The 19811-nt window shown below is 68.7% G+C and carries 15 protein-coding genes and 2 tRNA genes; 4 read left to right on the top strand and 13 right to left on the bottom strand.

Annotated elements, in window-relative coordinates:
* Positions 1 to 171: 171 nt before the first annotated feature.
* The 5 genes from BLQ03_RS03740 to BLQ03_RS03720 all read right to left on the bottom strand — a co-directional run bounded on the left by BLQ03_RS03740 (position 172) and on the right by BLQ03_RS03720 (position 4121).
* Positions 172 to 248: transfer RNA gene (locus BLQ03_RS03740), tRNA-Asp, on the bottom strand.
* A gap of 31 nt (positions 249 to 279) precedes the next feature.
* A tRNA-Asp gene (locus BLQ03_RS03735) sits at positions 280 to 356 on the bottom strand.
* Positions 357 to 543: 187 nt separating this feature from the next.
* On the bottom strand, positions 544 to 1857 hold the full coding sequence (locus tag BLQ03_RS03730; protein ID WP_090752966.1) for a hypothetical protein: 1314 nt from the start codon (positions 1855 to 1857) through the stop codon (positions 544 to 546).
* Positions 1858 to 2006: 149 nt separating this feature from the next.
* Complete coding sequence (locus BLQ03_RS03725; protein ID WP_090752963.1) at positions 2007 to 2921, bottom strand: PRC-barrel domain-containing protein; 915 nt, start codon at positions 2919 to 2921, stop codon at positions 2007 to 2009.
* Between the two features lie 108 nt (positions 2922 to 3029).
* Positions 3030 to 4121 (bottom strand): anhydro-N-acetylmuramic acid kinase, encoded by a 1092-nt coding sequence (locus tag BLQ03_RS03720; RefSeq protein WP_090752961.1) that lies wholly within the window; start codon positions 4119 to 4121, stop codon positions 3030 to 3032.
* 63 nt (positions 4122 to 4184) lie between these two features.
* Between BLQ03_RS03720 and tyrS the strand changes: the two genes are divergently transcribed.
* The 3 genes from tyrS to BLQ03_RS03705 all read left to right on the top strand — a co-directional run bounded on the left by tyrS (position 4185) and on the right by BLQ03_RS03705 (position 7307).
* Positions 4185 to 5432 (top strand): tyrosine--tRNA ligase, encoded by a 1248-nt coding sequence (gene tyrS, locus BLQ03_RS03715; protein WP_090752958.1) that lies wholly within the window; start codon positions 4185 to 4187, stop codon positions 5430 to 5432.
* Positions 5429 to 6325, top strand: a complete 897-nt coding sequence (locus BLQ03_RS03710; RefSeq protein WP_090752955.1) for a PfkB family carbohydrate kinase — start codon at positions 5429 to 5431, stop codon at positions 6323 to 6325. Before tyrS ends, BLQ03_RS03710 begins: the two co-directional genes overlap by 4 nt.
* Before the next feature lie 73 nt (positions 6326 to 6398).
* A complete protein-coding gene (locus tag BLQ03_RS03705) occupies positions 6399 to 7307 on the top strand; it encodes a pseudouridine-5'-phosphate glycosidase (protein ID WP_090752953.1) in 909 nt (302 codons plus the stop codon).
* Between the two features lie 146 nt (positions 7308 to 7453).
* On the opposite strand, the gene BLQ03_RS03700 is transcribed toward BLQ03_RS03705, so the two are convergent.
* The 5 genes from BLQ03_RS03700 to BLQ03_RS03680 all read right to left on the bottom strand — a co-directional run bounded on the left by BLQ03_RS03700 (position 7454) and on the right by BLQ03_RS03680 (position 14729).
* Entirely contained in the window at positions 7454 to 8503 is a 1050-nt protein-coding gene (locus BLQ03_RS03700; RefSeq protein WP_090752950.1) for a patatin-like phospholipase family protein, read from the bottom strand.
* An 87-nt stretch (positions 8504 to 8590) separates the two neighbouring features.
* Positions 8591 to 9718 carry a peptide chain release factor 2 gene (prfB, locus tag BLQ03_RS03695; RefSeq protein ID WP_090752947.1) on the bottom strand — a complete coding sequence of 376 codons (1128 nt, stop codon included), beginning with the start codon at positions 9716 to 9718 and terminating at the stop codon, positions 8591 to 8593.
* 86 nt (positions 9719 to 9804) lie between these two features.
* The gene (locus BLQ03_RS03690; RefSeq protein WP_090752944.1) at positions 9805 to 12303 is read right to left on the bottom strand and encodes a penicillin-binding protein 1A; all 2499 of its coding nucleotides are present in this window, start codon (positions 12301 to 12303) and stop codon (positions 9805 to 9807) included.
* A 75-nt stretch (positions 12304 to 12378) separates the two neighbouring features.
* On the bottom strand, positions 12379 to 13584 hold the full coding sequence (locus BLQ03_RS03685) for an N-acetylmuramoyl-L-alanine amidase family protein (protein ID WP_090752941.1): 1206 nt from the start codon (positions 13582 to 13584) through the stop codon (positions 12379 to 12381).
* Positions 13585 to 13586: 2 nt separating this feature from the next.
* Positions 13587 to 14729: a pyridoxal phosphate-dependent aminotransferase gene (locus tag BLQ03_RS03680; RefSeq protein WP_090752938.1), complete on the bottom strand. Its 1143-nt coding sequence runs from the start codon at positions 14727 to 14729 to the stop codon at positions 13587 to 13589.
* A 137-nt stretch (positions 14730 to 14866) separates the two neighbouring features.
* Here BLQ03_RS03680 and BLQ03_RS03675 point away from each other — a divergent pair, with 137 nt between their 5' ends.
* Positions 14867 to 15616, top strand: coding sequence for a DsbA family protein (locus BLQ03_RS03675; RefSeq protein WP_090752936.1), 750 nt, complete (start codon positions 14867 to 14869; stop codon positions 15614 to 15616).
* Between the two features lie 261 nt (positions 15617 to 15877).
* Here the strand turns inward: BLQ03_RS03675 and ispG are convergent, their stop codons facing one another.
* From ispG to hemA, 3 genes are all read right to left on the bottom strand, one after another.
* The gene (ispG, locus tag BLQ03_RS03670) at positions 15878 to 16999 is read right to left on the bottom strand and encodes a flavodoxin-dependent (E)-4-hydroxy-3-methylbut-2-enyl-diphosphate synthase (RefSeq protein ID WP_090752933.1); all 1122 of its coding nucleotides are present in this window, start codon (positions 16997 to 16999) and stop codon (positions 15878 to 15880) included.
* Between the two features lie 69 nt (positions 17000 to 17068).
* On the bottom strand, positions 17069 to 18223 hold the full coding sequence (locus BLQ03_RS03665; RefSeq protein ID WP_245688661.1) for a helix-turn-helix domain-containing protein: 1155 nt from the start codon (positions 18221 to 18223) through the stop codon (positions 17069 to 17071).
* A 194-nt stretch (positions 18224 to 18417) separates the two neighbouring features.
* Positions 18418 to 19647 carry a 5-aminolevulinate synthase gene (gene hemA / locus BLQ03_RS03660; protein WP_090752929.1) on the bottom strand — a complete coding sequence of 410 codons (1230 nt, stop codon included), beginning with the start codon at positions 19645 to 19647 and terminating at the stop codon, positions 18418 to 18420.
* Between the last annotated feature and the right edge of the window lie 164 nt (positions 19648 to 19811).

Here is a 19811-nt window from a genome sequence, read left to right as displayed (position 1 = left end):
GGCCCTGCATCGCGCGGTGCATCATCCCGCCGTAATCGATTTCGCGTGCCATCGTCGTCTCCTGCCTAGGGCCATGCCAAGCATAGGGATGTGACGCGGATTGAAAAGACCAAGGCGCGGCCGCATGAGGCCGCATTTCCCATTGTGCAGGTCTTCGAGGAAAAGGGAAAGTGGCGCGGTTGACGGGGCTCGAACCCGCGACCCCCGGCGTGACAGGCCGGTACTCTAACCAACTGAGCTACAACCGCGCATAAACCCGGCGGAGATTCCTGGTGGTGGTGGCGCGGTTGACGGGGCTCGAACCCGCGACCCCCGGCGTGACAGGCCGGTACTCTAACCAACTGAGCTACAACCGCCCAACCACCCCCGGATCACCCTAGGGTGCGCGGGGTTTACGCAGCCCTGCATTGGAGGTCAAGCGCGAATAAGCGACCCAAGGCAGCAGAGGGGCGAAAAAGAAAGAACCCCGCGCGAGGCGGGGTTCTTCCAGGCCGGCGGCGGGGTGGTGGGCCGCCCTGCCCCCGGCCGTCGTGGAGGTCCGGCTCAGTTGCTGCCGGTGCCCGCGCCCGCGTCGGTCGCAGCGCCCGCTTCGGTGCCGGCGGCAGCGCCCGCGCCCGTGTAGGGCGGCAGGTTCTGGATCTGGTCGGCCGGGGTGCCGACATAGGCTTCAAGATCGCCCGCCGCGGTGCGCTGGAAGGAAATCTGGTCCAGCGGATAGGCGACCTGACGCTCGCCGATGCCGAGGAAGCCGCCCACCGCGACAACGGCGGTGTTGCTGGCCGCGTCATAGGCGTCGATCTCGCCGATCTCCTCGTAGTCGCCGTTGCCGCTGGCCGCAAAGACCTGCAGCCCGTCGATGCCCTGGTTCGTCACCTCGACAGGATCGACCAGCGTATAGCCTTCGCGCACGGCGATGTCGGTGGCCATCACCGGGGCCACGGCAGTCGCGCCCGCAGCGGTGGCGTCGGCGCCCGTCACATTGACGGTCGGCTCACCCTGCTGGACCTCGACATTGGCCTGACCGGCGGACTGGACCTCGACCTGCGGCTCGGGCGCCTCGGCGACATTCACCTGGGCCTCGCCCGTCTGCTCGACGTTCACGGCGGCCTCGTTCTGGCGAATCTCGACCTGAGCGGCCTCGGCGCGGGTCACCTCGACCTGGGCCTCGGCCTCGGTCACGTTGACCTGAGCCTCGGCGCCTTCGACCACGACGCGCGGTTCGGGTTGAACGAAGGAGACCACCGGCTCGGGGGTTTCCACGGTCACGATCGGCTGGGTCTCGCCTACACGGACCTCGGGATCGGCCAGCGCGACCGACACGATCGGCTGCGGGATGTTCACGGTCACGGTCGGCTCGGCCTGGGTGACGGTGATGCGCGGGGCGCACTGTTCCACGTTCACCTGCGGCGGCGCCTGGGTGACGGTCACGGTGGGCTCGGGCTGTTCGACCTGCACCTGGGGCGCGGCCTGGATCACCTGCACCTCGGGGTTCGGAACCTCGACATTCACGACCGGCTCGGCCTGCTCGACCACGACCTGCCCGCCCGGCACGGCAACGGCCCCCGTGGCCGCAGCCCCGGTCGCGGTGTCGGTCGTCGCGGCATCGGTCGTCGCGGCGTCAGTGGTCGCGGCGTCAGTCGTCGCAGTGTCGGTCGTCGCGGCGGCATCTGCATCGGCACCGGCCTCGGTGGCAGCGACATCGGCCGCCACGGCGGCGGCACCGGCAGCATCCGCGGCCGAATCGGCGGCCTGGGCTGCGGGGTCGGCCGGCGTCGTTTCAGGCGCGGTCTGGGCCATCGCACCCGCCGCGACGAAGGACAGCACAGCGGCCGTTCCAAGAAGCTGCTTGATCAGCATGGAGGTTCCTTTCCTTGTTCTTTTTGAAGTGCCCGCCGGTGTCTCAGGCATCGCGGTCACAACCCCACGACCGCGCCCCGGTTCCCGCCTGAACAAAAAAGGGGCACCCCGAGGGGCGCCCCTTGCCGTCATGGCCGTGGCCCTGCGGCTCAGCGCATGACCGTGGTGGTGTCGAAATCGGGCAGCGCCTCGAGCTCTTCGCGGGTGAAGTTCGTGGCGAAGAAGGCGTCGTCCCCGATCTGCACGAAATGCAGCGCGTCCTTGTTCAGAAGCACCTGCTTGGCGCCCAGGCCCAGGAAGCCGCCGATGTCGGCCACATAGCCGGTGATGTTGCCCTCGGCGTCCACGACGATGTCGTCCACCTTGGCGATGTCGGTCCATTCGGCCGGACGCTCGGTCAGGGTGGTGCTGGCCCATTCGGTCGAGGAGGGCTGGTTGGTCGTCCAGATGCGGCGGTTCATGATCCACGAGCCCAGCATGCCGGGATGGTCGGCCGTCATCGCCGCGGCGCCCGCGTCACCCGAGGTGGCGGTCACGGTCGTGGTGGTCGTGGTGGCCGAGTCGCTGCCCGTGGCGTCGGTGTCCATGGCCGAGCCGCTGTCGGTGGTGCCCGCGGCGTCCGTGGTGGTGCCCATCGAGCCCGTGGCGGCGTCCGACGACATCCCCGTGGTGCCGGTGGTCGCGCCCGAAGCCGCATCGGTCGTCATGCCCGTGGTCGTACCCGACGCCGCGCCCGTCGTGCCGCTGGCCGCGTCGCCCCCGCTGGTCATGCCGCCCCCGGTGGTCATGCCGCCCGAGGTGCCGCCCGTAGCCGCGTCGCCCGAAGTCGTGCCGCTGGCGTCCGCACCGCTCGCGTCGGCGCCGCCGGCTGCAACGCCGCCCGTGGCATCCGCGCCGCTGCCGCCCATGCCGCCGGTCGCCGCAGCCGAGCTGTCGGTGGCGGTGCTGCCCGCGGCGGGCGGGGTGGCGGCAGCGCCCGAGGTGTCGGTCTCCACGGCGGTCTGCGCCATGGCAAAGCCCGTCAGGGCCAGAGACGAAGTGGCGGCGAGAAGCAGAGCTTTCATCGTTGACGTCCTTCTTTTGTCCAAATCAGCCGGGATCGATTTTCCGTCCCCGATCTGGGCCCCCAACGTCCCTTGCGCGGCTCGCGTTCCCCTTCGATCAAGCAGTTGTCAGCGGAAGGCCGGGCTGATCCGCCCGCCGCAGACAGGGGCAGGAACCCCCGTCGTTCCCGGTCCCGAGGTCGGCAGACCCCGCAGAACCCGCGCGGCAAGCCAGGCGAAAGCCTGCGCCTCGATCATGTCGCCGTCGAGCCCCGCCTCCTCGACCGGGCGCACGGGCAGGCCGCAGCGGGCGCCCAGCGCCTCCATCATCGCGGCGTTGTGACGGCCGCCCCCGCAGGCCAGCACCGAGGCCGGGCGCGAGGGCAGCAGCCCCAGCCCCGCCGCCACGGCTGCCGCCGCCGCATGGGTCAGGGTCGCGGCGGCATCCGCGTCCTCCATCTGCGCGACGGCAGGGCCGAGCGCCGCGAAGGCGTCGCGGTCCAGCGACTTGGGGGCGGGGCGGGCGAAGTAGGGGTAGCGCAGGAACTTCTCGATGACCGATTCGCGGGGTTCTCCTTGAGCGGCAAGCACGCCGCCCTCGTCGCGCGGAAACCCGCGCCGCGCCCGCATCAGGTCGTTCAGCGGCGCATTGGCCGGACCGGTGTCGAAGGCCACGCAGGCGGTCAGCGGATCCGCCTCGCGCGGGTCGCACCAGGTCAGGTTGCCGACGCCGCCGAGGTTCAGGAACACCACCGGAGCCGCCTCGAGCCGCCCCTGCCCGACCGCCCAGTGCGCCAGCGCATGGTGGAAGAAAGGGGCAAGCGGCGCGCCCTCGCCGCCCTGCCGCACGTCCTCGGTCCGGAAGTCCCAGACCACGCGGCGGTTCGTGGCGCGGGCGAGCTGCCACCCCTGCCCCGCCTGATGTGTGCGCCCCGCGCCCGGATCATGGGCAAGCGTCTGCCCGTGATAGCCGATCGCCTCGGCCTCGGGGAAATCCGTCGCCAGCTCCGCATGTGCCCGAACCGACAGTGCCGCCGCCTCGGCCACGCCCGGCGCACCCGGCCAGCGGCCCAGCGCCGCGTGCAGGACCTCGGCCTCCTCGGCCGCATAGGGACGATAGCCGGTCCGCCCGAAACCGAAGATCGCCTCGCCGTCGGTGTCCAGCACCGCCGCGTCCACCCCGTCCAGCGAGGTGCCCGACATCATCCCCAGAACCAGCATCCGCTTTTCTTTCCCTCGTGCCCCACGCGCTGTATAGGCGGGCCGAGTAGAAGGAAGAAGCCGATGACCTACCGCCCGAAGTCCGAGTTCCTGACCGTCATGGTCGAACGCGGCTATCTGGCCGACTGCACCGACCTGCAGGCGCTGGATGACGCCCTGACGGAAGGACCGGTCACGGCCTATATCGGCTATGACGCCACGGCGGCGAGCCTGCACGTCGGCCACCTTCTGAACATCATGATGCTGCGCTGGTTCCAGAAGACCGGCAACAAGCCGATCACCCTGATGGGCGGCGGCACGACCAAGGTGGGCGACCCCAGTTTCCGCAGCGAGGAACGCCCGCTTCTCGGCCCCGAGCAGATCCAGTCGAACATCGACGGGATGGCGCAGGTCTTCGCCCGCTACCTGCGCTATGGCGACGGCGCGGCGATGATGCTGAACAACGCCGAGTGGCTGGACGGGCTGAACTACCTCGACTTCCTGCGCGACATCGGGCGGCATTTCTCGGTCAACAGGATGCTGTCCTTTGAATCCGTCAAGTCGCGGCTGGACCGGGAACAGAGCCTGTCCTTCCTCGAATTCAACTACATGATCCTGCAGGCCTACGACTTCCTGGAACTCTACCGCCGCTATGGCTGCCGGCTGCAGATGGGCGGGTCGGACCAGTGGGGCAACATCATCAACGGGATCGACCTGACCCGGCGCGTGCTGGATGCGGAAATCTGGGGCCTGACCTCGCCGCTGCTGACGACCTCGGACGGGCGCAAGATGGGCAAGTCGGCGGGCGGCGCGGTCTGGCTGAACGGCGCCATGCTGTCGCCCTACGAGTTCTGGCAGTTCTGGCGCAACACCACCGACGCCGACGTGGGCCGGTTCCTCAAGCTCTACACCGAGCTTCCCGTCGCGGAATGCGAGCGGCTGGGCGCGCTCGAGGGCCAGGCGATCAACGACGCCAAGATCGTGCTGGCGAACGAGGTCACGACCCTGCTGCACGGAGCCGAGGCCGCGGCCAGCGCCGAGGCGACCGCGCGGCAGGTCTTCGAGCAGGGCGGCACCGGCGCGGACCTTGAACTGGTCGCCATGCCGGCTTCGGCCTTCGAGGGGGGCCTGTCGGTCGTCCAGATGCTCGCGCAGTCGGGGCTGACCGCCTCGGGGAAAGAGGCCAAGCGCCTGATCGCCGAAGGGGGCCTGCGGCTGAACAACGACGCCGTGGCCGACCCGCAGCGGGTGCTGACCGTGGACGAGATCGGCGAAGGCATGAAGGTCAGCCTCGGCAAGAAGAAGCACCGGATGCTGCGGATCGTCGGATGACATCCGCGCGCCCGGACATCCTCTGCGTCGGCGCGGTGCTGTGGGACGTGATCGGCCGCAGCCCCGCGCCGATGGCTCCGGGCGCGGATGTTCCGGGCCGCATCCGCCATGTGCCGGGCGGGGTCGCGCTGAACGTGGCCGTCGCTTTGGCTGCCCGGGGGCAGTCCGTGGCCGTGCTGGGCGCGGTCGGTGCGGACCCCGAGGGCGAGGCGCTGCTGTCCGCCGTGCGCGCCCTTGGCGTGGCCACCGACTGGATGCAGCGCCTTCCGGAATGGCCGACCGACATCTACATGGCAATCGAGGACACTGACGGCCTGATCGCCGCCATTGCCGACGCCCATTCGCTGGAGGCCGCGGGCGACCGCGTTCTGGCGCCGCTGCGCGACGGCACCTTCGGCTCGGCCCAAAGCCCGTGGCACGGCACGGTGGTGATCGACGGCAACCTGACCGTGCCGCAGCTGGAAGCCATCGCCGCCGATCCGGCCCTGCGCCGGGCCGACCTGCGCGTCGTCCCGGCCAGCCCCGGCAAGGCCGAACGCCTCGCCCCTCTGCTGGGGATGGATCACGTCACGCTCTATCTCAACCGCGCCGAGGCCGAGACGCTGGCAGGCCACCCCTGCGCGGATGCTGCCGAGGCCGCCGCCGCCGTGGTCGTCCGGGGCGCCGCGCGCGTGCTGGTCACGGATGGCCCCCGCCCCGCCGCCTGTGCCCAACGCGGGGCCGAGGTGCTGACGCAGGCCCCGCCCCCCGTCACCATCGCCCGGGTGACCGGCGCTGGCGACTGCTTCATGGCCGCCCACATGGTGGCCGAGCGCGGGGGCGCGGGTCGCAGCGCCGCGCTCGACGCTGCTATCCGCGCTGCCGCCGCCCATGTCTCGGGCGAAGGGCCATGAATTTCTTCTTCGTGAAAATATCCCAAGGTCCGGGGCAGCGCCCCGGCTTCCTTCCGATCTCAAGGAGCCGCCGATGACCGACCTGCCGCTGAGCTTCACCCCCGAGGTCCGCGAGGCGCTTGACGCGGGACGCCCCGTCGTCGCGCTGGAATCGACAATCATCACCCACGGGATGCCCTATCCGAAGAATCTGGAAATGGCGCGCGACGTGGAAGCGGCGATCCGCGAGGCGGGCGCGGTGCCCGCAACCATCGCGCTGATGGACGGCCGCATCCACATCGGCCTGGACGACGCCGCGCTGGAATCGCTCGCGCAGGCGCAGGACGTGATGAAGGTCAGCCGCGCCGACCTCGCCGCCTGCTTGGTAACGCGCCGCACCGGGGCGACCACGGTCGCGGCCACGATGATCTGCTCGGCGCTTGCAGGCATCCGCGTCTTCGCCACCGGCGGCATTGGCGGCGTGCACCGCGGCGTCGAGGACACGATGGACATCTCGGCCGACCTTTACGAACTGGCGGCGACCCCGGTGACAGTGGTCTCGGCGGGGGCCAAGGCGATCCTCGACCTGCCGCGGACCTTCGAATATCTCGAAACCTTGGGCGTGCCGGTAATCGCCGTCGGCCAAGACGTAATCCCCGCCTTCTGGAGCCGCGATTCGGGCCTGCCCGCGCCCCTGCGGCTGGACGACCCCGCCCAGATCGCCGAGGCCGCGCGGATGCGCCGCGCCCTCGGCCTGCCCGGCGGCCAGTTGGTCGTGAACCCGATCCCTGCGGAGGCCGAGATCCCCCGCGCCGAGATCATGCCCGTGGTCGAGCAGGCGCTCGCCGACGCAACCGCACAAGGGATCGCCGCCAAGGCCGTGACCCCCTTCCTGCTGGACCGCATCTTCGAACTGACCGAGGGCCGGTCGCTGTCCGCCAACATCGCGCTGGTTCTGTCGAACGCACGCCTCGCCGCAAGGATCGCAGCCGAGGGCGCCTGACCCCGTTCTTCTTCGTATGAATATCCTCCGGGGCTGACGAGCGCCCGGAAAACGGTCTAGTGGACCGTTTTCAGCGAGGCAGGGGTCGGCAGACCCGATCGGCGGTGGAAAACCCCCGGTCCGGCCGTGACGCCGTTCGCCGCGCCTCAGCCGTAAAGCCGGGGCAGATCCACCGAGTCACGCTCGCCGATGTTGCGGGCGTCTCCGCTCAGAAACTTCTCGGCCGCCAGCCGCCCGGCGGTCTTCATGCGCCCGATCAGCCCCGGCCCCGGCAGCAGCTTGGTGCGCGTCCCCAGCGAGGTCATCAGGGCGTCGTCCGACAGCAGGTGGATCAGCGGCTCCTTCATGTCGCGGCCGGTCAGGCGGCCCTCGGCGGACAGGCGCTTGACGAACTGGATCGCCCGCAACTCGCGCTGCAGCGAGGAATTAAAGCTGACCTCGTTGATCCGGTCCTGGATCTCGACGGGCGAGCGGGGGATGCCCTCGCGCTCCATCGGGTTGATCGTCACGATGACGATGTCGCGCGGCAAGTCGGTGCCGAACAGCGGGAACAGCGCGGGATTGCCGGAATAGCCGCCGTCCCAATAGGCCTCGCGCCGTCCGGTCTTGGGGTCGTCGATCTCGACCGCGCGGAACAGCGTGGGCAGGCAGGCCGAGGCCATCACCGCCTCGGGCGTTACCTCGTCGCCGGCAAAGACCCGCACGCGGCCCGTGCGGACGTTGGTGGCGGTGACGAATAGCGCGGGGTTCTGGATGTGGCACGAATGCAGGGGATGCGGCATCCCAGCGATGATGCGGCCCAGAGGGTTGGAATAGAACACCCCCGAATCATAGGGGCTGAAGATGCGCGACCAGTTCTCCATCCAGGCTACCGGCGAGAAGAGTTCCGCCCAGCGCTGCAAGGATGAGGGCACATGGTCGAGGCAGGTCATCCAGCGCAGCAGCCGATGGTCGTTCACGCGGCTGACCTCCGCCCAGACATGGTCAAGGTTCTCGCGCGCCGCCTTCCGCCCGGCTGCGCCGTCCGCCGAGGCGAGCCCCGCCGCGAGTGCCGCCCCGTTCAGCGCCCCTGCGGAAGTGCCGCTGATCCCGGCAACCTCCAGTTCATCGCCGTCCAGCAGGCGGTCGAGGACGCCCCAGGCGAAGGCGCCGTGCGCACCGCCGCCCTGAAGGGCAAGGTTGATCCGTTTTGGCATGCTGCCCCCTTTCCTTCGCTCCGCTGCAACGCAGCGTGACGAAGGAAAGAGCGGACCGTCAACAGGGATGTGAACGGGGGACCGCCCTCAGTCCTCGGCGTTGGCCTCGGCCCGGCTTTTCCCGGCCACGTCCATCGCCAGGGTCGCGGCCATGAAGCCGTCGAGGTCGCCGTCCAGCACCCCCTGCGTGTCCGAGGTCTCATGACCCGTCCGCAGGTCCTTCACCATCTGATAGGGCTGCAGCACGTAGGAGCGGATCTGGTTGCCCCAGCCGGCATCGCCCTTGTTCTCATGCGCGGCGTTGATGGCCGCGTTCCGCTTGTCCAGTTCCAGCTGATACAGGCGCGCCCGCAGCGCGTTCATCGCGGCCTCGCGGTTCTGGTGCTGCGACTTCATCGAGCTGGTGACGACGATGTTCGTCGGCAGGTGGGTGATCCGCACCGCCGAGTCGGTGGTGTTCACGTGCTGCCCGCCCGCGCCGGACGACCGGTAGGTGTCGATCCGGATCTCATTGTCGGGGATCACGATCTCGATATTGTCGTCCACCACCGGATAGACCCAAACCGAGCTGAACGACGTGTGCCGCCGCGCTGCCGAGTCATAGGGGCTGATGCGGACCAGCCGGTGCACGCCCGATTCCGACTTGAGCCAGCCATAGGCGTTCGGGCCGCTGATCTTGTAGGCGGCGGACCGGATGCCCGCCTCTTCGCCGGGCGTTTCCGACTGAAGCTCGACCTTGTAGCCCTTCTTTTCCGCCCAGCGCGTGTACATCCGCGCCAGCATGGACGCCCAGTCGCAGCTTTCCGTGCCGCCCGCACCCGCGTTGATTTCCAGGAATGTGTCGTTGCTGTCAGCCTCGCCGTCCAGAAGGGCCTCGAGCTCTTTCTGTGCGGCAAGCTCGGCCAGGGACTTCAGCGTGGTTTCGGCGTCGGTCACGATTTCGGCGTCGCCCTCGGCCTCGCCCAGTTCGATCAGTTCCACGCTGTCCTTCAGGTCGCGGTCGATGCGGCGATAGGTTTCCACCTTGTCCGACAGCACCTGCCGGTCGCGCATCAGCTTCTGCGCGCGGGCGGGGTCGGACCACAGGTCGCCGTCCTCGATCATCGCGTTCATCTCTTCCAGCCGGTGGGGCGCGGTGTCCCAGTCCATCCGCTGCGCAAGCAGGTTCAGCGACTTGCGGATGGCTTCGACGGAGGCTTGCGTTTCGGCGCGCATGGGCGGTCCCTGCAAAGGAATGGCGATCGTCTGAACGGATGGAGGAGGCTGATACCGCGCGGGGGCGTTCGGCACAAGCAGGGCGGTCAGTAAAGCCCGCCCGCGCTCATGCTGTTGAAATCGGCCTTCTTGGGAATGACCTTGCGCTTGCCGGTCGAGGTGGTCACGGCCTTTTCCGTCGTCTCGGTCACGTCGCTGCTTTTCTTGGACTCGCGGTCAAAGCCGCCGTCCACGACGCGGTTCACCACGACCGACCCCTCGCGGAAATATTCCGAGACGGTGAACTTGCCGTAGGACACGTCGGCGAAATAGCCGCCCGGCGGGACCTTGAAGGCGGTGCCGCCGTATTTCTTCACCGCCTGCCGCATGAACGAGTTGAACACCGGCACGCAGAGCGTCCCGCCATAGGCGTTCGATCCCAGGCTGCGCGGCTCGTCGAAACCCAGATAGCAGCCCGCCACGATGTTCGAGGTGAAGCCGATGAACCACACGTCCTTGGCGTCGTTCGTGGTTCCGGTCTTGCCCGCAACAGGCACCGGCAGCTTGACGCCCTTGCCCGAGCCGCGCTTGACCACGCCTTCCAGCATCGAGGTCAACTGATAGGCGGTGATGGCGTCCATCACCCGCTCGCGGTCGGATTCGATCACAGGCGGCTGGTTCGGGGGCAGAGCGCCCTGCTGGCAGTTGACGCAGGCGCGCTTGTCGTGGCGATAGACCGTGCGGCCGCGCCGGTCCTGCACGCGGTCCACCAGCGTGGGTTCCACCCGCTCGCCGCCGTTGGCGAACATGGCATAGGCCGCGACCATCTTGAACAGCGTGGTTTCCTGCGCGCCGAGGCTGTTGGCCAGGAAGGGCGACAGGTGGTCATAGACGCCGAAGCGCTCGGCATATCCAGCCACCGTGTCCATCCCGATGTCCTGGGCGATGCGGATGGTCATCAGGTTCCGGGACTGCTCGATCCCCGTGCGCAGGGGCGTCGGGCCGTAGAAGCCGCCGCCCGAGTTCTTGGGCGTCCAGAGGCCCTGCGGCGTGTTCACGGTGATCGGCTCGTCGGCCACGATGGTCGCGGGGGTGAAGCCCCGGTCCAGCGCGGCGGCATAGACGAAGGGCTTGAAGGCCGAGCCCGGCTGCCGCATCGCCTGCGTCGCCCGGTTGAAGACCGAGGACTGGTAGCTGAAGCCTCCCTGCATGGCGACAACCCGGCCGGTGTTGACATCCATCGCCATGAAGCCGCCCTGGATCGTCGGAACCTGCCGCAGCGTCCAGCGGATGAAGGCGCCGGTGTTGTCATCGGTCATCTGCCGGACCATCACCACGTCGCCCAGCGACAGCAGGTCGGACGCCACCTTCGCCTGCGGCGCGCGCTCGCGCCCCGGCATCAGCTTGCGCGCCCATTGCACATCCTTGGCAGGGATAACGTGGGGCTCGGCCTCGGACGGGACGCCCTCGATGCCGATGATGGCGTCGCGTTCGGTCAGGTCCAGCACGACGGCCGGGTGCCAGCCCTCGATGTCGCGCGGCACCTTGGCCTTGGCCAGCGCCGCGCGCCAGCGGTCCTCGGAGCCCAGGTCCTCGGGCGGGATCACCTGGCCCGTGCCGCGCCAGACGCCGATGCCGCGATCATAGCGTTCCAGCGCGTCCTGCAGCGACTTGGCGGCGACCTCCTGCATGGCCGGGTCCATGGTCGCGCGGATCTGCAACCCGCCGGTGAAGAACTCGTCCTCGCCGAACTGCTGGGACAGCTGGCGGCGGATCTCGTCGGTGAAATAGTCGCGCGGCGGCAGGCTGTTGCGGAAGGCGGGATAGTCGCCGTTCTGCACGGACTTCAGCGGCAGGGCGGATTCGGCGCGATAGACAGCCTCGGTCAGGTAGCCGTTCTGCCACATCTCGCGCAGGACATAGTTGCGCCGTTCGGTGATGCGGTCCTTGTCACGCACCACGGACCGCGAGGGCGCCTGCGGCATGGCGGCCAGGGTCGCGGCCTCGTGCGGCGCAAGCTCGCTCAGCGACTTGTTGAAATAGGTCTGGGCGGCCGCTGCGACCCCGGCGCTGTTCTGGCCCAGGAAGATCTCGTTGAGGTAAAGTTCGAGGATCTGGTCCTTGGACAGCGTGTTCTCGAGCCGAGTCGCAAGGATTAGTTCCTTCACCTTGCGTTCCACGCTGCGCGAGGAATCGAGCAGGAAGTTCTTCATCACCTGCTGGGTGATGGTCGAGGCGCCGCGCACGCTTTCGCCCCGCGTCTGCACGGCCTGCACCGCCGCCCCCGCCATGCCGCGCGGGTCATAGCCGCGGTGCTGGTAGAAGTTCTTGTCCTCGGCCGAGACGAAGGCCTGCTTCACGAGGTCCGGGATTTCCTCGATCGGCACGAAGATGCGGCGTTCCTCGGCGAACTCGTCGATCAGGCGGCCTTCGCCGGAATAGATGCGGCTGATGGTCTTTGGGGCGTAGCTCGCCAGCGCCTCGTGGCTGGGCAGATCCCGCGAATAGATCCAGAAGATCCCTCCCACCACGAGCGCCAGGAACACCCCGGCGGTCACGAACCAGGAAAAGACCCCGCCGAGGAAGTTCAGGACGAAACGGATCACTGATGGAGCCTACCGCGACATTGAGCGAGGTGTTCCTATAGCGCCACACCCCCTTCGGGTCAAAGAAAGCTTGCGTCAGCGGGTGGCGCCCTGGGCGGCTCCCTGCCCGTCCCGGTCCGCCGCCCAGGCGAGGATGCCCCGGGTCAGCGCCTGCGCCACCCGCTCGCGCCAGTCGGGATCGAACAGGTTGGCGCGGTCGTCGGGGTGGGTCAGGAAGCCCAGTTCGATCAGCAGGGACGGAATGTCGGGCGATTTCAGGACCGAGAAGGCTGCGCCGCGCACGGGCGTGCGGTGCATGACGACGCCTGCCTCGTTCAGCTTGGCGACCAGATGGCGCGCCGCGTCCTGGCTGCGGGGCTGGGTGCCGATGCGGGCCAGGTCCATCAGCGCGCGGCTCACGTCCTCGTCGGTGTCCGACAGGTCCATCCCCGCCAGCAGGTCGCTGCGGTCGTGCCGCTGCGCGAGCTGCCGCGCGGCGCGGTCGTTCGAGCGCCCGTCCCAGGTGTAGATCGTGGCCCCCGCCGCCTCGCCTTCCGGCAGGGCGTCGGCATGCAGCGAGATGAAGAGGTCCGCGCCCTTTGCCCGCGCGACCGTGGTGCGCCGTTCCAGCGGGATGAAGCGGTCGTCCTCGCGCGTCAGCACGACCTCGATGCCTTCGGCGCGCAGGATGGCGGCGAATTCGCGGGCGAAGCCCAGCATGACGGCGGCCTCGGTGATGCCGCCCGCCTGCGCCCCCGGATCAAAGCCGCCGTGGCCGGGGTCCAGCACCACGCGCAGCCGGTCGTCGGCGGGTCCCTGGGCACCTGGCCCGGTCTGTACCGGCTGCGGCAGGCCGCGCAGGACGGTCAGCGTATCGCTGCGGGGGCGGAAGGCCTCGGGCGCAACAGGCACCAGATGCAGGGTCAGGGCGGGGTCAGGCGCGGTGGCCATGCGCGCAGTCTTCAGCTCCATCGGGCCGGGCAGCGTCAGGATCGCCCGCGCGCCGCCCTGGGGCGCGGGTCCCCAGCGCAGGGAGGACGGATCGGCAGGCGCCTTCTCGGGCGGCCGGGTGTCGCGCAGGTCCACGACCAGCCGGGGCGGGCCGTCGATGATGGCGATGTTGTGGGGCACGGCACGGTCCAGTCCGATCGTCAGCACCAGCGGGCGCGGCTTGCCCCGGTCCCGGCCCAGAAAGCCCAGCGTCGTGCGGGCGGGATCGAGTTCGGCCAGCGCCTCGGCCCAGACCTGGACCGGCGCGGCCAGCAGCAGCACCAGAGCCAGGGCCCGCAGCGCGCCCCGCATCCCTACCGCCCGGCCATGTAGCGGGCGAGCCGGTCCAGTCCCTCGGCGATGTCCGCGGTCGATCGCGCATAGGAGAAGCGCAGCGTTTCCGCCCCGCGCACCGGGTCGAAATCCACCCCCGGCGTGACCGCCACGCCGGCCTTGTCGAGGATATCTGCCGCCAGCGCCGCGCTGTCATGGGTCAGCGCCGAGACATCGGCATAGACGTAGAAGGCCCCGTCCGGCGGCGCGATCCTGTCGAAGCCCATCGCCGGCAGCCGCTCCAGCATCATCCGCCGGTTCTCGGCATAGACGGCCAAGTTCGCCTGCGCCTCGGCCTCGGCTTCCGGGGTCAGCGCCGCCAATGCCGCGACCTGGCTGGCATGGGGGGCGCAGATGAACATGTTGGCGGCCAGCCGGTCCATCGTGCGGACCATGTCGGGCGGCACCACCAGCCAGCCCACGCGCCAGCCGGTCATGCTGAAGTATTTCGAGAAGCTGTTGATGACGACGACATCGTCCGTCAGCTCCAGCGCGCTGACGGCCCGCTGGCCGTAGTCGAGGCCGTGGTAGATCTCGTCCGAGATCAGCGAGGCGCCGATCTCGCGCGTGCGCCCGACCAGCGCCGCCAGCGCGTGGCGGTCCAGCATCGTCCCCGAAGGGTTGCCGGGCGAGGCGATCATGACGCCCTGCACCCCCTCGGGGATGTCCTCGGGGACGGGCTGGTAACGGTTCTCGGCGCGGGTCTGCATTCCCACGGGCTCGACCGACATGGCGCGCAGGATCTGGCGATAGCTGGGATAGCCGGGCTCGCCTACGGCCACCTTGTCACCCGCGTCGAACAGCGCCGCGAAGGCCAGAAGGAACGCCCCCGAGGAGCCCGGCGTCACCACCACCCGCGCGGGGTCCAGGTCCACGCCGTACCAGCGGCGGTAAAGCCCCGCGATCCCTTCCCGCAGCGCAGGCAGGCCCAGCGCGACCGTATAGCCCAGGGGTTCCGCCAGTTCCTGTCCCAGCGCCTTCAGCGCGGCGGCGGGTGCGGGCGTCGAGGGCTGGCCCACCTCCATGTGGATGATGTGGCGGCCTGCGGCCTCGGCCCGGCGCGCGGATTCCATGACATCCATGACGATGAAGGGATCGACCTGACCCCGCCGCGACTGCCGCATCCGCCTGCCCCTTTTCGTTTGGCGGCCCTTTTCGCCCCGGCCCGCCCCGCTGGTCAAGCGGCAGTGATCCCTGCGGGGGTGGACAGCGCGCCCGGGACTGGCGCAATGTCCGCGCGAACCCGGGGAAAGGACCAACGATGAAAGCCCTGATGACGGCCGCGCTGATGGCAGCGGCCCTTGCCACCCCCGCCGCGGCCTTCGATCCCGCCAACATGACCGAAGCCGAGCGCGCGGCCTTCGGCGAGGCGGTGCGCGACTACATCATGCAGAACCCCGAGGTGCTGATCGAGTCGCTCAATGCGATGGAAGCCCAGCGCCTGGCCAACGAGGCCCAGAACGACAAGCAGCTGGTCGCCGCCAACAGCGCCGAGATCTTCGAGGACGGCCATTCCTGGGTCGGCGGCAACCCCGACGGCGACCTGACCATCGTCGAATTCATCGACTATCGTTGCGGCTATTGCCGCCGCGTCGCCCCCGAGGTGGACGAGGTCGTGGCCAAGGACGGCAACATCAAGCTGATCCTGAAGGAGTTCCCGATCCTCGGGCAGGAAAGCGACCTCGCATCGCGCTATGCCATCGCGGTCAAGCAGCTTGCGGGCGGGGACAGCTACAAGACGGTCCATGACAAGCTTTACGAGATGCGGGGCTCGGTCACGATCGAATCGCTGAACGCGATCTCGCAGGACCTCGGGCTTGATGCCGAGGCGATCGTGCAGCGGATGAACACCGAGGAGGTGTCCGCCGAGATCCGCAAGAACCGGCAACTGGCCGAGAAGATGCAGATCATGGGCACCCCCACCTTCGTGATCGGGCCCGAGCTTCTGCGCGGCATTCCCTCGACGGGGCTTGCTTCCGCGGTCGAGCAGATCCGGGCCGCGCAGGGCTGACCGGAAGGGCCCAGGGGTGCGTTCACGTGGCGCCCTTGGGGAATGTCTGAAATGACTGCCGCCGTTAACGGAATGTTAACTCTCGGTCCCTAGAAGCGTTGCCGCGGCACAGGCGGAAATGCCAAAGGCCGCACCGGCGAAAGCAAGCCCCCGTCCATGCAGGCGGGGGCGTATTTTGTAAAGAGTGCGATGTTTCTTCAGGGGTAAGGCGGCTCGTCGAGGCGCCGGGGGTCGAAAGACCCCCTACCCCGCAGGAAACCCTTACTCTGCCGCCTGAGGCGCGCGGGCCAGTTCCTCGGCCCGGCGTTCCACCAGCTCGACGATGTGGTCGATCATCTGGTCGTTGGTCATCTTGTGGCTCTGCCGCCCGGCCACATAGACCATGCCGCTGCCCGCCCCACCACCGGTGAAACCGAGGTCGGTCATCAGCGCCTCGCCGGGGCCATTCACCACGCAGCCGATAATCGACAGGCTCATCGGCGTCTTGATGTGCTCGAGCCGCTTTTCCAGAGCCTCGACCGTCTTGATCACGTCGAATCCCTGCCGCGCGCAGGAGGGACAGGAAATGATCTGCACGCCCCGTGTCCGCAGGCCCAGCGACTTGAGGATCTCGTAGCCGACCTTGACCTCTTCCACCGGGTCGGCCGACAGTGACACGCGGATCGTGTCGCCGATGCCCATCCACAAGAGGTTGCCCATGCCGATGGCGGACTTGACGGTGCCGCCGCGCAGCCCCCCCGCCTCGGTGATCCCGAGGTGGATCGGCGCGTCGGTCGCCTCGGCCAGTTCCTGATAGGCGGCGGCGGCGAGGAAGACGTCGGACGCCTTCACGCTGATCTTGAACTCGTGGAAGTCGTTGTCCTGCAGCAGCTTGATGTGGTCGAGGCCGGATTCGACCATCGCTGCCGGACAGGGCTCGCCGTATTTCTCCAGCAGGTGGCGTTCCAGCGAGCCGGCGTTCACGCCGATGCGGATGGAACAGCCGTGGTCCTTGGCGGCCTGCACGACCTCGCGCACCCGCGCCGCGTCACCGATGTTGCCCGGGTTGATCCGCAGGCAGGCCGCGCCCGCCTGCGCCGCCTCGATGGCGCGGCGGTAATGGAAATGGATGTCGGCCACGATCGGCACCGGGCTTTCGCGCGTGATCTCGCGCAGCGCCCGGGTTGAGGCCTCGTCGGGGGTCGAGACGCGCACGATGTCTGCGCCCGCCTCTGCCGCCGCGATCACCTGCGCCAGCGTGGCGCGCACGTCCGACGAATCGGTGTTCGTCATAGTCTGCACGCTGATCGGGGCGTCGCCCCCCACCGGCACGCGGCCGACCATGATCTGGCGCGACCGGCGGCGTTCGATGTTGCGCCAGGGACGGATGGGGTTGTGCGTCATCGCGGGACCTTTCGGCTGACGCCCGCAGACATAGGCCCTTGCAGCCGCGCGGGCAACCGCACGAAGCCGTCAGGGGGTCGCCGCCCCCCCCTCGCTCGGCAAGGGGGCGGCCGAGGCGACGGCGAACATGCTGGCAAGCTCGGGATCTGCCGTCACGTCCGCGACCGCATAGTTCTGCGCCAGCGCGTCGGGCGACAGCACCACGTCCTTGATGACCTTGGCCCCCGGCGCCGCCGGGCCGTAGGTCTGGCCGTTCACCGTGAAATAGACCGCGCCCGAGTTCCCTGTCCGCAGCTTCGGCGGCTGTTCGGTCGGCGGCAGCGCAAAGCGCTCGCCCGCATCAAGCGTCTTTTCCAGAATCACCGTCCCGTCGGCCGAGCTGATCCGAACCCAGGCGGGCCGCGCCGCCAGGATCTCGAGCTGCGGCGCATCGGGGCCAAGGGTCCGCACCGTCTGGGTGGCCAGCTGCGCTTCAGCCGCGCCCGCCTGCGGGACGGCAGCCGGGACCGGCTGCTGCCCTGCCTCTGCGACCTGGGTCTGCGTGGCAGGCTGTTGTTCCGGCAGGCCGGGGTCGATCGCGGCGATGGGCGTGTCGCGCGGCGTCAACACCGGCACCTCCAGCGCACGGGGGCGATAGATGCGGTCCAGCGCCTCGGGCTGCGGCAGGTCGACCGAAGCCACGTCCTGCACCCCCGCGGGCGCGGCGTCCTGCACCGGGTCCAGCGTCGCCACCACGGCGGGCGCCTGGTCCGAGGGCGTCAGGTTGACCTTCTGCACCTCTTTCAGCACCGACCAGCCGCCATAGCCGAGGCCGAGGACGACGGCGGCCATCACCAGCAGCGAACCCACGGCCCTGGGCTCCAGCGAGGACCAGAAGCTTTCGGGCTGCGGCAGATACAGCGCGCGGGGATTGGCCAGGGCCTCGGTGGGGTCGCCGGGCTGGCGGGGCGCCTTGGGGCCAGGTGCGGCGGGCGCAATGCCATGCGCGGGCTGGAAGCCCGATTCCTCGCAGAAGCGGCGGAAGACCCAGTCCTGGTCCATGCCGAGGTAGCGGGCATAGGACCGCACATAGCCCGCGACGAAGCTGGGCGCGTCGAAGGCCGAGATGTCGCAATTCTCGATGGCGGCGATGTAGGAGGCGCGGATCCGCAGCTCGCGCTGGACATCCAGCAGTGACTTGCCGATCGTCGCGCGCTCTCCACGCATCATGTCGCCAAGCCGCATTTCGAAATCATCGAAACCCGGCGCAGCCACCCCACCCGTCAAGGAATCGCCCGTCGTTGACGACGCCCGCGTCCCGCTCATGTCTGCCTGCCTCATTCTGGAAGGTCCGCTTCACGCCTTAACGCGAATCTGGCCCTCTTTGTTTAGGGACAGGCTATCACGGGGGCGAGAGGGGCGACACTGCTTGTTGGCCCTCAGGCGACCGCGTGCGAGCGATTAAGCGCGCAGCGTGACCAGAGCGCATCCATCGCGCGCACCAGATGGTCGATCTGCTTCGGGTCATGCACCGGCGAGGGCGTGAAGCGCAGCCGTTCCGTCCCGCGCGGCACGGTGGGGAAGTTGATCGGCTGGACGTAGATGCCGAATTCGGCCAGCAGCATGTCCGACAGCATCTTGCAGTGGACCGGGTTGCCGACATGGACCGGCACGATATGGCTGCCGCGGTCGTCGATGGGCATCCCCAGTCCCTTGAGCCGCATCTTCAGGATGCGGGCGTGCAGCTGCTGGGCGTCGCGCAGCTTCTGCCCCTCGGCGGTCTTGAGATGGGCGATCGAGGCCGCGGCCCCCGCCGCGACCGCGGGCGGGATCGAGGTGGTGAAGATGAAGCCCGGCGCATAGGACCGGATCGCGTCGCACATCTTGGCCGTGCCCGCGATATAGCCGCCGAAGACGCCGAAGGCCTTGCCGAGCGTGCCGTTGAAGATATCGATTCGGCCCATCAGCCCGTCGCGTTCCGCCACGCCGCCGCCGCGGGGGCCATACATGCCGACCGCATGAACCTCGTCCAGGTAGGTCAGGGCGTTGAACTCGTCCGCGAGATCGCAGATCTCGGCGATGGGGCCGAAGTCGCCGTCCATCGAATAGATCGATTCGAAGGCGATCAGCTTGGGCGCAGCCGGGTCGTCCTTGGCCAGAAGCTCGCGCAGGTGGGCCACGTCGTTGTGGCGGAAGATGCGCTTGGCGCCGTCGAAGCGCTTGATGCCCTCGATCATGGACGCGTGGTTCAGCTCGTCCGAATAGATGATCAGGCCCGGGAACAGCTTGCGCAGCGTCGAAAGCGTCGCGTCATTGGCGATATAGGCCGAGGAGAAGACCAGCGCGGCTTCCTTGCCGTGCAGGTCCGCGAGTTCCGCTTCCAGCCGCTTGTGATAGACCGTGGTGCCCGAGATGTTGCGCGTGCCGCCGGAACCTGCCCCGGTCGCGTCCAGCGCCTCGTGCATGGCCTTCAGCACGACCGGGTGCTGGCCCATGCCCAGGTAGTCGTTGCCGCACCAGACGGTGATCTCCTGCTCGCCCCCGTCGGGACGCTTCCAGATCGCCTGCGGGAAATGGCCCTTGCGCCGCTCGATGTCGATGAACGTCCGATAACGGCCTTCATCGTGCAGACGCTTCAGGGCCTGATCGAGTGCGGCATCGTAGTTCATCGTCGTGATCCCTTGCGAAACTGGCTGGGCTTGCGGCACACGCCTGAGCGGATCATCGTCCGATCCTGCGGTCCTTGCATTGATAAGGATCAATGGCGGCGATTAACACCCTTTATCCCTCCCCTGAGACGAAAAGTCGTAGGGGAACTTGATGAATACGCTAA

The organism is Paracoccus chinensis, assembly GCF_900102885.1.
GTDB lineage: Bacteria > Pseudomonadota > Alphaproteobacteria > Rhodobacterales > Rhodobacteraceae > Paracoccus > Paracoccus chinensis.
This window is presented reverse-complemented; position numbering and strand designations above follow the sequence as displayed.

Excerpts from the sequence above, each read along its gene's own strand:
- BLQ03_RS03730 (WP_090752966.1), bottom strand. The coding sequence starts at position 1,857 with ATGCTGATCAAGCAGCTTCTTGGAACGGCCGCTGTGCTGTCCTTCGTC.
- BLQ03_RS03725 (WP_090752963.1), bottom strand. The coding sequence starts at position 2,921 with ATGAAAGCTCTGCTTCTCGCCGCCACTTCGTCTCTGGCCCTGACGGGC.
- BLQ03_RS03720 (WP_090752961.1), bottom strand. The coding sequence starts at position 4,121 with ATGCTGGTTCTGGGGATGATGTCGGGCACCTCGCTGGACGGGGTGGAC.
- tyrS (WP_090752958.1), top strand. The coding sequence starts at position 4,185 with ATGACCTACCGCCCGAAGTCCGAGTTCCTGACCGTCATGGTCGAACGC.
- BLQ03_RS03710 (WP_090752955.1), top strand. The coding sequence starts at position 5,429 with ATGACATCCGCGCGCCCGGACATCCTCTGCGTCGGCGCGGTGCTGTGG.
- BLQ03_RS03705 (WP_090752953.1), top strand. The coding sequence starts at position 6,399 with ATGACCGACCTGCCGCTGAGCTTCACCCCCGAGGTCCGCGAGGCGCTT.
- BLQ03_RS03700 (WP_090752950.1), bottom strand. The coding sequence starts at position 8,503 with ATGCCAAAACGGATCAACCTTGCCCTTCAGGGCGGCGGTGCGCACGGC.
- prfB (WP_090752947.1), bottom strand. The coding sequence starts at position 9,718 with ATGCGCGCCGAAACGCAAGCCTCCGTCGAAGCCATCCGCAAGTCGCTG.
- BLQ03_RS03685 (WP_090752941.1), bottom strand. The coding sequence starts at position 13,584 with ATGCGGGGCGCGCTGCGGGCCCTGGCTCTGGTGCTGCTGCTGGCCGCG.
- BLQ03_RS03680 (WP_090752938.1), bottom strand. The coding sequence starts at position 14,729 with ATGCGGCAGTCGCGGCGGGGTCAGGTCGATCCCTTCATCGTCATGGAT.
- BLQ03_RS03675 (WP_090752936.1), top strand. The coding sequence starts at position 14,867 with ATGAAAGCCCTGATGACGGCCGCGCTGATGGCAGCGGCCCTTGCCACC.
- ispG (WP_090752933.1), bottom strand. The coding sequence starts at position 16,999 with ATGACGCACAACCCCATCCGTCCCTGGCGCAACATCGAACGCCGCCGG.
- BLQ03_RS03665 (WP_245688661.1), bottom strand. The coding sequence starts at position 18,223 with ATGCGGCTTGGCGACATGATGCGTGGAGAGCGCGCGACGATCGGCAAG.
- hemA (WP_090752929.1), bottom strand. The coding sequence starts at position 19,647 with ATGAACTACGATGCCGCACTCGATCAGGCCCTGAAGCGTCTGCACGAT.